This is a genomic window from Paenibacillus sp. FSL M7-1414 (genome assembly GCF_038003195.1).
Taxonomy (GTDB): domain Bacteria; phylum Bacillota; class Bacilli; order Paenibacillales; family Paenibacillaceae; genus Paenibacillus; species Paenibacillus amylolyticus.
Genome location: NZ_JBBOOS010000001.1, coordinates 2,522,818 through 2,535,255 on the forward strand (window position 1 = coordinate 2,522,818; position 12,438 = coordinate 2,535,255).

12 protein-coding genes are annotated in these 12,438 nt (G+C 47.6%); 10 read left to right on the plus strand and 2 right to left on the minus strand.

Annotated features, from left to right (window positions below; genetic code table 11):
• Window positions 1-149 precede the first annotated feature (149 nt).
• The 3 genes from MHH92_RS11465 to MHH92_RS11475 all read left to right on the plus strand — a co-directional run bounded on the left by MHH92_RS11465 (window position 150) and on the right by MHH92_RS11475 (window position 2,559).
• Window positions 150-800 (plus strand): hypothetical protein, encoded by a 651-nt coding sequence (locus MHH92_RS11465; protein WP_253507553.1) that lies wholly within the window; start codon window positions 150-152, stop codon window positions 798-800.
• A gap of 110 nt (window positions 801-910) precedes the next feature.
• The gene (locus tag MHH92_RS11470; RefSeq protein ID WP_253507555.1) at window positions 911-1,930 is read left to right on the plus strand and encodes an oxidoreductase; all 1,020 of its coding nucleotides are present in this window, start codon (window positions 911-913) and stop codon (window positions 1,928-1,930) included.
• A gap of 74 nt (window positions 1,931-2,004) precedes the next feature.
• The gene (locus MHH92_RS11475) at window positions 2,005-2,559 is read left to right on the plus strand and encodes a hypothetical protein (RefSeq protein ID WP_253507558.1); all 555 of its coding nucleotides are present in this window, start codon (window positions 2,005-2,007) and stop codon (window positions 2,557-2,559) included.
• Between the two features lie 76 nt (window positions 2,560-2,635).
• Here the strand turns inward: MHH92_RS11475 and MHH92_RS11480 are convergent, their stop codons facing one another.
• Entirely contained in the window at window positions 2,636-3,154 is a 519-nt protein-coding gene (locus MHH92_RS11480) for a MogA/MoaB family molybdenum cofactor biosynthesis protein (protein ID WP_047842524.1), read from the minus strand.
• A 170-nt stretch (window positions 3,155-3,324) separates the two neighbouring features.
• On the opposite strand from MHH92_RS11480, the gene MHH92_RS11485 reads away from it, so the two are divergent.
• The 7 genes from MHH92_RS11485 (at window position 3,325) to MHH92_RS11515 (ending at window position 10,151) form a co-directional block, all read left to right on the plus strand.
• Window positions 3,325-4,443: a CobW family GTP-binding protein gene (locus MHH92_RS11485; protein WP_091031797.1), complete on the plus strand. Its 1,119-nt coding sequence runs from the start codon at window positions 3,325-3,327 to the stop codon at window positions 4,441-4,443.
• A gap of 73 nt (window positions 4,444-4,516) precedes the next feature.
• Entirely contained in the window at window positions 4,517-4,852 is a 336-nt protein-coding gene (locus MHH92_RS11490; protein ID WP_036609230.1) for a four-helix bundle copper-binding protein, read from the plus strand.
• Between the two features lie 537 nt (window positions 4,853-5,389).
• Window positions 5,390-7,120, plus strand: a complete 1,731-nt coding sequence (argS, locus tag MHH92_RS11495) for an arginine--tRNA ligase (RefSeq protein WP_091031795.1) — start codon at window positions 5,390-5,392, stop codon at window positions 7,118-7,120.
• A 6-nt stretch (window positions 7,121-7,126) separates the two neighbouring features.
• Complete coding sequence (locus MHH92_RS11500; protein WP_253507560.1) at window positions 7,127-8,182, plus strand: ATP-binding cassette domain-containing protein; 1,056 nt, start codon at window positions 7,127-7,129, stop codon at window positions 8,180-8,182.
• Window positions 8,179-8,889: a hypothetical protein gene (locus tag MHH92_RS11505; RefSeq protein WP_091031789.1), complete on the plus strand. Its 711-nt coding sequence runs from the start codon at window positions 8,179-8,181 to the stop codon at window positions 8,887-8,889. The genes MHH92_RS11500 and MHH92_RS11505 overlap by 4 nt, the downstream gene beginning before the upstream one ends.
• A gap of 99 nt (window positions 8,890-8,988) precedes the next feature.
• Window positions 8,989-9,534, plus strand: a complete 546-nt coding sequence (locus MHH92_RS11510) for a hypothetical protein (protein ID WP_091031787.1) — start codon at window positions 8,989-8,991, stop codon at window positions 9,532-9,534.
• Complete coding sequence (locus MHH92_RS11515) at window positions 9,531-10,151, plus strand: YdcF family protein (protein ID WP_253507564.1); 621 nt, start codon at window positions 9,531-9,533, stop codon at window positions 10,149-10,151. Before MHH92_RS11510 ends, MHH92_RS11515 begins: the two co-directional genes overlap by 4 nt.
• 189 nt (window positions 10,152-10,340) lie before the next feature.
• On the opposite strand, the gene MHH92_RS11520 is transcribed toward MHH92_RS11515, so the two are convergent.
• On the minus strand, window positions 10,341-12,431 hold the full coding sequence (locus tag MHH92_RS11520; RefSeq protein ID WP_253507567.1) for an ABC transporter ATP-binding protein: 2,091 nt from the start codon (window positions 12,429-12,431) through the stop codon (window positions 10,341-10,343).
• Window positions 12,432-12,438 lie beyond the last annotated feature (7 nt).

The window sequence follows — 12,438 nt, forward strand, 5'->3', positions numbered from 1 at the left end:
GGCTATACTGGAAATAGTCATGCACAATTCAAGAAGTTGTAGGGGAAAAGTAATAATTATTTCTCGGGAAAGCGCAGGAGCCGCCAAATTCTGCAACTATTGATTCAATCCCGTAGCAGTAGGGGATGAAAGTAAGAGGAGGTGCAGACATGAGATGGATATTAGGACTGGTCTGGATCGCTTTTATTGCCTATGCAGTGTTGTTGGCACCAGGGCAGTCACCTGGAAGTGACCCGGTATTCAAAGAACTGATTACAATGCAAAGCAAAGAACCTTGGTTACTTACGGTATTTTCGTGGTTAGGTATTTTCCCGGCAGTGTATGCTTGTATGCTGTTAAGAACATCTGCGAAAGAACGAGGCCGTGTTCCGGCTTGGCCGTTTGTCATACTTTCTTTCGGACTTGGTGCTTTTGCTCTGCTTCCCTATTATGCATGGTCATCGTCCGCAAATGGAGCATCGGGTTACACAAGCTTACATTTTGGTGGTCAGCGGGAGTCGGGAATTGGACGGGTAGCAGCCCACAAGCTGACGCATGTAGTCCTTCTGCTGTTGACGCTGGGGACAGCTTTCTATGCCGTGACGCAAGGTCATCCGGATGTATATATGGAAGCATTCAAGCAATCTGCCTTTGTACATATCATGACGATTGATTTTGTACTGCTGACCTTACTTTCCATGATTGCGATATACAGGGATACTAAAGTGAGTCGACGTTCAGCAGCTTGGACCGCGGCAGGCATCATCCCTATTGTGGGTCCACTAATCTATCTGTTGACGCTCAGGAGAGACAGAGTTTGATCATCAATATTTGAAGAATTCCACAGGTAAAAGGAGCCGTTAAGCTGAATGCGAACAATTCATGTGCTTAATGGAAAAATATACAAAATTCAAAGAAGGAGTGGCTATCAATGAAAAATCAATTTAACGCATACGTTGTCCGTAAAGAAGAACAGGGCGGAGTGAACGCTTCTATAGAGCAACTGAAGAAGGAAGATCTGCCAAATGGAGATGTTATGGTAAAGGTGCAATATTCCAGTGTCAATTATAAAGACGGACTCGCGACGCTTGAAAAGGGTGGTGTCGTTCGTGAATATCCGATGGTACCGGGAATTGATCTGGCTGGAACGGTAGAGGAGTCGGTCAGTGGACGTTTTGCACCAGGAGATCGGGTGATCAGTACAGGGTTCGAACCTGGCGTATCCCATTACGGGGGGTACAGCGAGTATGCTCGTCTGCGCAGTGAATGGCTGGTGCCTCTGCCACCGGGCCTTAGTGAGAAAGAAGCCATGGCGATTGGAACCGCAGGATTTACGGCTGCACTTTCGGTAGATGCGCTGTTACAGGCTGGAGTGAAACCGGAGATGGGCAAGATTCTGGTTACGGGTGCAACAGGTGGCGTTGGAAGTATGGCAGTTGCGATTCTGGCGAAACTTGGCTTTGAAGTAACAGCCAGCACAGGCAAGAAGGATCAGGAGGAGTCATTGCTCCGAAACTTGGGTGCCTCAGAGGTTATTACTCGTGAAGAAGCTGATGCTCCAGCCAAAGGAGCCATGGGGAAACAGCTATGGGCGGGAGTTGTTGATCCAACAGGAGGACCAGCTCTCGCGGAGCGATTAAAACAGATTCAATACGGAGGTGCGTTAGCGGTATCAGGGTTAACAGGCGGCACAGCTTTTGAATCCACGGTACTTCCGTTTATTTTGCGTGGCATCCAGCTTATTGGTATAGACTCTGTGTATTGTCCGATGGAACGTCGGGAACGATTGTGGAAACTGCTCGGCGGAGAATGGAAACCGGAGCGTGCGCTGGAACTGGGAATCCGCGAAATTTCTCTAGACCAGTTGCCTCATACGCTGGAGACGATACTCCAAGGTGGTGCAGTAGGTCGTACGGTGGTCAATACGATATCAGATCTGCCATCCGCATAAGATTCTAAGTCCTTAGACATGCTAATTCTACCTGATTGGGTCACAGTACACGTGGCTGGAAAGGAAGGATTGGCATGTGGTTTGCTAGAAAAGGCCGAAGTCTGGCTGGAAGAACAATGAAGTTGGTACTTGTAAGTGGCGTGTTGATCACGAGTATCTGGTCACTGGTGGCTTGTTCGGCATCATCCATTGAACAGGAGCGGAAGGTCTACACCCGCGAAGCGACAGATGAAGGAAATATGAGGGCACAGAGTCAAGGACACGGATTAAACGGTGAATTGGTGAGTGAGATCAGTAAGAGTTTTGAAGCAAAAGGCATTCAGCTGATGAATAATATGTCTGCCGATGACGGCCATGGTGGGATCTCTTATATGTATTTGTTGAATGGAAGTGGCAGACATATCGTGAAAGTCCACATTTTCAGTGATGCGACAACCCGGGCTGCCAGCATGAAACAAATGTACAGTGAGAATCGTGATGAAGCTGTCTTGGAGAATGCGCTTGGCCGAACAACGATTCGCAGCAAAGGAAACGTCTCACTCGTGTATACGGCTTCTGGTGGGGAAAAGGACGAGTATGAGCAGGACGTTATGCAGGTGTTCCAACATGTGCTGGAGCAACTAAGGTAGGAGAAGATGGGAGCACAGAAAACTTTCAATCCTTACCCTACAGCTGAAAATAAACCCGAAAAACCCGTCTGATCTTTCAGACGGGTTTATATATTTCACGCATCACATGCCGCAGCTCGGGCAAAATGAGTTTTTCCATGGCCAATTTGACGGCTCCTTTGGAACCCGGCATGGAGAATACGGCTGTGCGTCCGATCGTTCCAGCGACGGCTCTGCTCAGGATGGCAGCGGAACCGATATCTTCGGTGTAACTGAGAAAACGGAAGATCTCGCCGAAACCCGGGAGTTCCTTGTCGAGTAGTGAGGATACCGCTTCGTAGGTTGTATCTCGGGGTGCAATCCCTGTTCCGCCGCTAAGCAGCACGGCTTCGATATCATCACGAACGGCTGCATCTTGCAGGATGCTTCGAATGTTCTCCGTTTCATCTGGTGTGATGATGTATTCAACAATCTGATAACCCGCTTCATTCAGAAGCTGGTGCATGAGCTGGCCACTGGTGTCGGTGTCTTTGGTGCGGGTGTCAGAAACTGTAACTATCATGCACGATACCGTGGTTGGAGCTTCCTGGCGATGTTGTTCCACTGAATTAGTCATGAATCTTCCTCCTTCAATCAACATGTCCTCATAGCATAGACCATCCGGTAGAATCAGGCAATGTACTGGGGAAGAGTTGAACATTATTGCACAACGAATGCGGGATGGTGTACACTCGCTAGATATATATAGTCAGGTTACAAGAAGGACAATCAGAGAGGTGTTTAAGGATGAACGAAACGATTTTAAAAGAACAATCCATACCTGTATATATACTGTCAGGTTTTTTGGGGAGTGGCAAAACAACATTGCTTGTTCAGTTGATCGAACATTGGCAACAGCAGGGTTTGCGTCCCGCAGTGGTTATGAATGAGTTAGGCGAAGTCAATCTGGATGGTCAGATTGTGGATTCCACCGTTCCGATGACAGAGATGTTAGGCGGCTGCATCTGTTGTACTGTACGTGGTGACTTGGGATTGCAACTTGCTGATCTCGTTCAAGAGGAATCACCGGATGTGATCATCATTGAAGCAACTGGTGCCGCGAACCCAATGGAGATTTTGGATGCGGTAACGGAGACCTCACTCTACATGCGACTGGAACTGAAAAGTCTCATTACTGTTGTGGATGCAGCGCATCTATCTGGCCTATATCAGGAGCAGAAGGGGCAGACGTTCAAACTGATGCAGGAGCAGATTCGTTGTGCGTCTGTGCTTCTCTTAAACAAAACGGATCGGGTGAGTGCACAGGAACTGAAGGACTTGGAACAGCTTTTGGCAAAATGGAATGGCTTCGCACCTGTAATTCCTACGGTCAAGTGTGAGGTGGAGATGGATATGTTGCTTCGCAGTGGGGCAGACGTGCATGTACGTGATTCAGCTTCTGAAGCAGGTAAGCCGGCTCACCAAGAACATCATGTTCATACGGAAACCTGTGGCACAGATGGATGCAGTCATGGACATGAACATACACATCATACAGTCCAAGGCGATGCTACGAATACTGACGCATCTCATAACCATAGTCATGACCACGGTCACGAGCATTCTGCTCCACATGCCTCACACGAACATGTTATGGTGTATACGCATTATTTCAGTCATCCGGTGAACAGTGAGGCGTTTGAACAATTTGTATCTGCTTTGCCACGGGATGTGTATCGAGCAAAAGGCATTTTATCGTTTAGTGACACAGCGAGTCGCTTCTGGTTCCAGTATGCCTACCGTGAATCGGACTACATGAAGATCACACCTCAGGGAGAGGTCCCTAATGTTGCAGTGTTTATAGGTGAACATTTTGACCAAACTGTCATTCGTGACCAATTACTGGAATTGGAAGCGATAAAGTAGGTTAGATGATTCAATATTCCTCCGAACTGGGTATTAAGATGCATAGCAAACTTTGCCTGGGAGGTAACTTTAAATGACACAACAACAATATCAACAATGTATCGATGCTTGCCTGGAGTGCATGAATGCTTGCAACGTATGTTACATATCGAGTCTGAAAGAATATGATCTGGCGATGCTGCGTGATTGCATTCGTTTGAATCGGGAATGTGCGGAGATTTGCAGTTTTGCTGCACAAGCGATGACACGTGGAAGTGATTTTATTGCTGAGATATGCGAATTGTGTGTGAAAGCTTGTGAAGCTTGCGCCGCAGAGTGTGGCAAACATCACCATGATCACTGCCAAGCATGTGCAGAGGCTTGCCGCAGATGTGCAGAAGCTTGCCGATTGATGGCAGCAGTAGCGTAATTATTTTTTCTCTGGAATATATATAATTAAAACCGATAATGACCGTTGTCCCCTAAGGGAAGGCAGTGAACACAGGCATCTGAGACGATGTGCCTATGTGTTGCCTTTCAGTAGGGGATTTTTAATGCGGGTTGCCAAGTCTGATCGTGGTATGTATAATGATGGCAATGAATTGAAACGAAGAATATCAATGATCGGGAGAGTAACCAGATCCATACATGACAGCGAGCCGGGAGAGGTGGAAGCCGGTATGATATGACCTGAGTGAACCGCACCCGTGAGATGGTTATCCGAAAAGATGTTTGCATCCTGAGTGTGGGTGTACTATATCTGTCTGAGGGTAATTCGGCTTGCGACCGTTATACGCATCGAGCGGAACAGGTTCTACTGGTATGCATGTTGATGCATATTAAGAGTAGCTGTTCACCTAGAGTGGTACCGCGGGAACTGTTAAGTCAGCTCTCGTCTCTTATGTAGAGGCGAGAGCTTTTTTGTGTTTATTTTAACCCAATAATGAATGGATAAGGAGTGTTCGACATGTTGATGAAGCAGGCTGCGGCCGATATTGCCCCTTTAACGGGATTGAATGAAGAAGAGGTTCTAAGATTACTCGAAGTCCCACCGCAGGCGGAGATGGGTGATGCAGCCTTCCCTTGTTTTGTATTAACGAAGTCATTAAAAAAAGCACCGGCAGTCATTGCGACCGAGCTCGCAACGGGATTGCAGGCAGCAGGACTTGAAGCGACTCCCGCCGGGCCGTATGTAAATATCCGTTTCAACCGGGAGAAGCTCGCGCCGAATCTGCTGAAAGAACTGGGGAATGCCACATTTGGTAAGCTTCAGCTTGGTCAAGGTTCACGTGTTGTGATTGATATGTCTTCCCCTAACATCGCAAAACCCTTCGGAATTGGACATTTGCGTTCTACTGTAATCGGTGCAGCACTGTATAGGTTGTATAACGAAGCGGGTTATACCTCCGTAAGTGTGAATCATCTGGGAGACTGGGGAACCCAGTTTGGCAAGCAGATCGCAGCGTACAAGCGGTGGGGCAATGATGAAGCCTTGCAGGCAGACCCGATCCGTACTTCTCTGGAGCTGTATGTGCGTTTCCACGATGAGGCGGAGAACGATCCTTCTCTGGAGATTGAGGCACGGGAGTGGTTCCGCAAGCTGGAGCAAGGGGATGATGAAGCACAGCGGTTATGGGCGTTCTTTGTGGAAGTGAGCATGAAGGAATTCAACCGGATGTATGAACGTCTGAATGTACAGTTCGACCATACGCTGGGGGAGAGCTTTTACAATGACAAGATGGGCGCGGTGGTTGAAGAACTCAAGGAGAAAGGTTTACTTGAAGAGAGTGATGGAGCACTCGTGGTACGTCTGGAGGACGAGAACATGCCCCCGTGCCTGATTATCAAAAAAGATGGAACAACAATCTATCCTACACGGGATTTGGCTACGGCGGTTTATCGTCATGAGGTGATGAAGGCAGATCGGTTGTTATATGTGGTCGGAGGCGAGCAGAAGTTACATTTCCGGCAGGTATTTGCGGTCCTATCCCGGATGGGTCATGAATGGTCTGCGAAGTGTGAACATATCCCGTTTGGCTTAATGCGTTTTGAGGGACGGAAAATGTCTACACGTCGTGGTAAAGTCGTCTTTTTGCAGGAAGTGTTGGATGAGGCAGTTGCTCGTGCACTACAGATTATTCAGGAGAAAAACCCGAATCTGGAGAACCCTCAGAAAGTGGCCGAGGCTGTTGGTGTAGGTGCAATTGTCTTCGGTGATCTACGTAATAATCGGTTAAACGATGTGGACTTCTCACTGGAAGATGCGGTGAGTTTTGAAGGGGAGACCGGACCCTATGTGCAATACACCCATGCTCGGATTCAAAGTGTGCTTGCCAAGGCAGAAGAGGCGATCCGCGTGGAAAATGAAAACCCTCTGCCTAACCCCAGCCTTGCGGATGGTGAGAATGACACAGTGACCACTCCATCCTGTGTCGGAGATACCTCATGGGCATTGCTGAAACTGCTTGGTGAATATCCCGAGTATTTGGAAAAAGCAATTCATCGGAATGAGCCTTCGGTCATTGCCAAATATACAATAGATGTCGCTCAAGCATTCAACCGCTTCTATCACGCCGAACGGATTGCGGATGCGTCATCTGATGTAAGATCCTTCCGGGTGGCATTGGCCAAACGGACTGCCGAACGCCTCGCGTACAGTTTACATTTGCTAGGTGTGCAAGCTCCAGAGCGGATGTGATCCCAGGTGATATGGAGTACACGTGGACTTTTCAAGAAAGCCGATCAAGATGTAGCAGACTCATCAGGTCGAGGTATGTTGCTTCAACAAGTGAGCAAGCGATTAGGCAGTACTCAGGTACTGAATCAAATTAATCTGGAAGTGAAACAGGGCGAATGTTCTGTGCTTGTTGGCAGAAACGGCTCGGGCAAAAGCACGTTGCTACGTATGTTGGCAGGTATTTTGTTACCCGATACAGGATCGATCCAGCGCACAATGAAGGGTTCTGATGGGTATGCAGTAGATGGTCTGCCACGTTTACCCTTTACCTCTGGAGAGTACTTGTGGGACATGGGTCGGATTCGGGGCATTCGCCCCGAAGTACTGCGTGGGCGGATTAGAGAACTTAGTGAACTTTTATATCTCGATACCGCGATTGATCAGAAGTTACCCTTATTATCGAAGGGCACACTGCAAAAAGTAAATTTGATTCAGGCCCTGTTACCTGAACCGGGTGGTCTTTTGTTGCTGGATGAACCTTTATCAGGCTTGGATATTCCAGCTCAAGAGGCAGTTGTATCCTTATTGGGGCAATGGAAGGATGAAGGGACATCCATCGTTACAGCGTGCCATGAACCGTTGCTTATTGAACGTTTGGCAGACCAGGTGATTGTGTTGAAGCAAGGCCGCGTCCTCCGTTACTGGAGTCGTGAAGATATACTACAAGCTGGCGAACCCGTTGTATGTATTCAAAGTCTGACGGAAGCTGGAGAGGATCTGGCCAAAAATCCATCCGTTGTACAACAACCGGGAGTACTGTCTTTAGTTCGTAATACAAACTCGGAGAAATCCAAGTCTTGGTTGTGGGATTGGAAAGTAGTTCAACAATCAACTGATGATGTACTCAGAATGATTCTGGCTTCCGGAGGTTCGGTTGTGTCCGTACAACAGGAAGAAAGTCAATTACATATGGAAAGTCTGCTGGAAGGACAACATCCAGCTGTACATGCGAGTCGTGGAGATGTCACAGAATCTGTGGACTTAAGCTCTTCCATGGATGATGCGGGGGGAGAAGCCAAATGATCTATCTGACCCGATATTTGTTAAGGCATCACATTCGCTCACAGAAATATTTTGCACCGGTTATCTTTTATATCATCGCCATGCTGCTAATCTATTCCTACAAACCCAACCCTATTGCGGACAGTTACAGTGTTACGGCTATGCTGTTATTTCTGGCAGCTGCTTGGCTCGGAGTAATGGTGATGAATACGGAACCTGCAAAGCAGTATCAATTGCTCGTCCTTCATACAGGAAGCAGGCGTAAGGTTGTAACAAGTCAACTCATTTGTGCCTGGATAATGCAATTCATGCTCACCGTAATCACTGTGCTGTATCCCGTGTTCGCTGGAATGTTCGAGAGACAACCCACAGGTGAGGAGTGGATGATGACTTGGTTAGGACATTTGGGGTTATCACTGCTGGGATTAGGCATCAGTGTATTTTTTCAAAAATCGTACATTCCCTTGCTTAGTCGAAGTATGCCTGCCCTCATTATTGTATTATTACTATCGTTTATCCAAGGTTCCTTAAGTGAACGTTTGCCTGAATCATTAGAATGGCTTGGCCGCATTCTTCCGCCAGCTTTTTATCTGGTTCGTGAGATGATGTTATTTGATGAATCAAAGATGGACTCTTTTGTTTCGGTTACGCTGTGGACTGTGCTCTACGCAATGGGGTTACTAATCATCCATGTGTGGCTGTCCGGTAGAAGAGATCTGCGGAGTTAGAAGACGCGCTTCCCGATAACTTGAATGTTGCTCTTGGTTTGGTTAGGATAGAGGGACATGGAATGGTTAACATTGTACGGTTGAAGGGGGCGCTCGCATATGCAAAATACAGATATCCAGAATGGTGACATGCTGGACAGCGAACACTCCAGGGAATTGTTTGCCTATTACGGATTGGCCGTGTACTACGGGCAGGCGCTTGAACAGCAGCTGGTCAATCTGATTTTATTAATGAAAATGTCTCAGGGCAAAGCCGTGTCTGAAGAGGATCTGGAAGATCTGTACGAACGAAAGATGAGCAGTTCACTGGGGCAGCTCATTCACGAAGTGCGCCATCATTTTACATTCTCTGAGGAAGAGACTCGCCAGTTGAATGAATTATGGCAGCAACGTAACCGTATCGTACATCATTATTTCAAGGAACGAATTCACGAGACATTCAGTCCGGAAGGACGATCACGCATGATTAAGGAATTGGAGGATTTCAAAGACCGTGCACAGGAGTTGGAGATCCGTCTTCAGCAATATACGGGTGCCTGGATTGCAGAGCTTGGTCTGGATGCCGAATCCGCAGCAGCTCTACAAACGCTGGAGCGGATTCATACCGAGAGTATGCAAGCAAGGGCTTTGGAAGAGGATGAATGACAAGCAAACGGATAACGAAACGCTGGATATTAATGACGGTTCTGGCTGTAGTATTGGGTGGAATCCTGTGGACCGTGGTTACCGCAATCCGTATATCTGCATATACGGATGAGGATTCATCCAGGATATCGGATGCAGCAATCATTCTGGGCGCAGCCGTGGCGGGGGATAACCCTTCACCTGTATTTCGCGAACGTATTGAACACGGGATTGAGTTATACCGTCAGGGTACCGTTCGTAATCTGCTTTTCACAGGCGGGTCAAGTGGTGATGGAGAACATACGGAAGCTGAAGTGGGTCAGAAGTATGCCATCGCACATGGAGTAGATCCTGCGAACATTCGCATAGAGACCAAATCCAGAATTACCGAGGAGAACCTGGTCAATTCAATTCCGATTGGTGAACAGGCCGGTTATCAAACCTATACGATTGTGAGTGATCCTTTACATATGAAACGGGCCATGAAGCTGGCTGCCGGACTGGGTATGGATGCCGTACCCTCTCCGACACGAACTACGGCGTATCGAACCTGGCGCAGCAAGTTTCCTTTTCTCGCAAGAGAGACCGTGATGTACATGGGATATACGATCAAAGGATGGATAGACAATCCGCAGTAGCCATGAGGTTGCACGCGGATTGTTTTTTTGTCTGGACGAAATAAACAGTAACCGAACATGCCTCCAGATGAAAATACAAAAAACCGATTTACACCGCAAACCCTGAGGTAGCTGTGTAGATCGGTTTTTGTTTTGCCCTCGAGTACATCATTTTGATTGGTTACTTAAAGAGCTATCTGTTTTACTCTGTTATGCATTGCCTCCGGCAAAGGAGGTTGAGGTTGGAATGATCTCACCCGACGGATTCTCGCTGGTTGCACTCGCTGCTGCTTGCGCACCTTGCTGGAGCTGATACATTTTATAATAGCGGCCTTTAAGCTCCATCAGTTCATCATGTGCACCTTGCTCAACGATACGCCCGCGATGCAAAACCAGAATCTGATCTGCCGAACGAATAGTGGACAGACGGTGAGCAATGATGAAGGTGGTACGTCCTTTTTTGAGGACTTCGAGTGCGTTCTGAATCAATGCTTCCGTTTCCGTATCAATATTGGCTGTCGCTTCATCCAAAATGAGGATGGCCGGATCAAACGCCAGTGCACGAGCAAAGGAGATCAACTGACGCTGTCCAGCAGACAATGTACTTCCTTTTTCGATGACAGGTTCGTCAAAGCCTTTAGGCAAATGGGCCAGTATGCGTTCAGCACCTACATCACGCAGCGCCTGTTCAATTCGCTCACGGGAGATCTTCTCATCGCCGAGACTGACGTTGGAAGCAATGGTGCCTGTGAACAGATACGGGTCCTGCAATACAATTCCCATATGCTCGCGAATCCACTGTTTAGGCAGATCTTTGACGTTCTGACCGTCAATCGTGATCTTGCCTTTTTGCGGGTCATAGAACCGGAACAGCAGGTTGATGATTGAGCTTTTACCAGAACCGGTGTGACCGACCAGAGCGACTGTCTGACCTTGGGATGCTTTGAACGAGATATTGTTAAGCACGTAATCTTTTTTATAGGCAAAGGATACATCATCGAAGACAACATTCCCTTTGTATCTTGGCATGGAGCCATCGGTCACAGCTTCTCCCTTTTCATCCATCAGCTCAAAGACGCGACCAGCAGATACGAGGGAGGAGTCCAGGTTGGCGAGTTGATTCACCATACCGGTGATTGGCTGGAACAAGCGACCCAGAACATCAACGAAGGCATACAGAACACCTAATGAGATAATACTTGTGCCATCCAACACGCTGGAACCGAAGTACCACAGGACAACCGCAAAGGCGATATTCCGTAATACGTTAACCAGATTGTGTGAGGTGAAGGCATTTAGGTTCAGCATTTTGTTCTGGTGTTTCATATAGTCATCATTCAGATCTTCGAATTCCTGTTTGGTTTGTTTCTGATGGCGGAATACGCGGATAATGGACATTCCCTGAATGGACTCGTTAATGATTGCATTGATTTCACTCAGTCGGGATCGAATGATCGTGTTGTAGCGAGTGGCGAATTTGCGATAGAGCACAATCCATGTAATGAGCATCGGCACAACGAATAATGAGATTAGACCCAAGCGAACATCAAGCAGGAAGAGTGCGACATACACACCTGTAATCGTGATGATTCCTGAGAAAAAGTTCGAAAGAACAGCAACGAACAGATCCTTGACGGCTTCTGTGTCGTTTGTGACCCGAGATACAACTTTACCTGCGGGCAGGTTATCAAAAAAGTGAACCGGCAGTCGCTGAATATGGGCATACACATCGTTACGCAGTCTTTGAATGACCTTGTTGGCCGAGGATTGCAGCCAGAAAGTTTTACCAAACTCCATAATGACCGAGATCACGAGGAAGATCATGTAATACACAATTAATTGATAGATGCTGGGCATCTCCGGTTTGTAAAAAGCAAACAGTTCACCCGCGGACAGGGGTGTTGCCGCATATTGGCCTGTTACCTCGCCTGCGCGTGTAACCGTGAGGGTTCCATCTGTATATGTGCGGTCCCCGTCAGGTGCGCTTACCGGTTCGTTTACAAAATAAAAACTTCTGCCGGCTTGTAATACCCGGACTTCGGAACCTTTGTTTTCATCCGGTTCGAACAAGCCTTCGCGTTTGTAGTTCTTACCGTTGTAGACTGCGGCTTCATCTGAAGCTGTTGTCTCATAGAAAGGCTGCTCAATCGCGAGCAAGTGATTGTCGATCATGGATTTGGCGATGAACGGTCCGGCAAGTTCGGCCGCAACACCAATGGTAAGCATAATTAATGCAGCGATAAATGTTCCTTTGGCTTTCAAGGCGTAATCAAGCAGCCTTTTGCCTGTATTAGACTTCAATGAATTG

Coding starts and splice junctions, on each gene's coding strand:
- MHH92_RS11465 (WP_253507553.1), top strand. CDS start 150: ATGAGATGGATATTAGGACTGGTCTGGATCGCTTTTATTGCCTATGCA.
- MHH92_RS11470 (WP_253507555.1), top strand. CDS start 911: ATGAAAAATCAATTTAACGCATACGTTGTCCGTAAAGAAGAACAGGGC.
- MHH92_RS11475 (WP_253507558.1), top strand. CDS start 2,005: ATGTGGTTTGCTAGAAAAGGCCGAAGTCTGGCTGGAAGAACAATGAAG.
- MHH92_RS11480 (WP_047842524.1), bottom strand. CDS start 3,154: ATGACTAATTCAGTGGAACAACATCGCCAGGAAGCTCCAACCACGGTA.
- MHH92_RS11485 (WP_091031797.1), top strand. CDS start 3,325: ATGAACGAAACGATTTTAAAAGAACAATCCATACCTGTATATATACTG.
- MHH92_RS11490 (WP_036609230.1), top strand. CDS start 4,517: ATGACACAACAACAATATCAACAATGTATCGATGCTTGCCTGGAGTGC.
- argS (WP_091031795.1), top strand. CDS start 5,390: ATGTTGATGAAGCAGGCTGCGGCCGATATTGCCCCTTTAACGGGATTG.
- MHH92_RS11505 (WP_091031789.1), top strand. CDS start 8,179: ATGATCTATCTGACCCGATATTTGTTAAGGCATCACATTCGCTCACAG.
- MHH92_RS11510 (WP_091031787.1), top strand. CDS start 8,989: ATGCAAAATACAGATATCCAGAATGGTGACATGCTGGACAGCGAACAC.
- MHH92_RS11515 (WP_253507564.1), top strand. CDS start 9,531: ATGACAAGCAAACGGATAACGAAACGCTGGATATTAATGACGGTTCTG.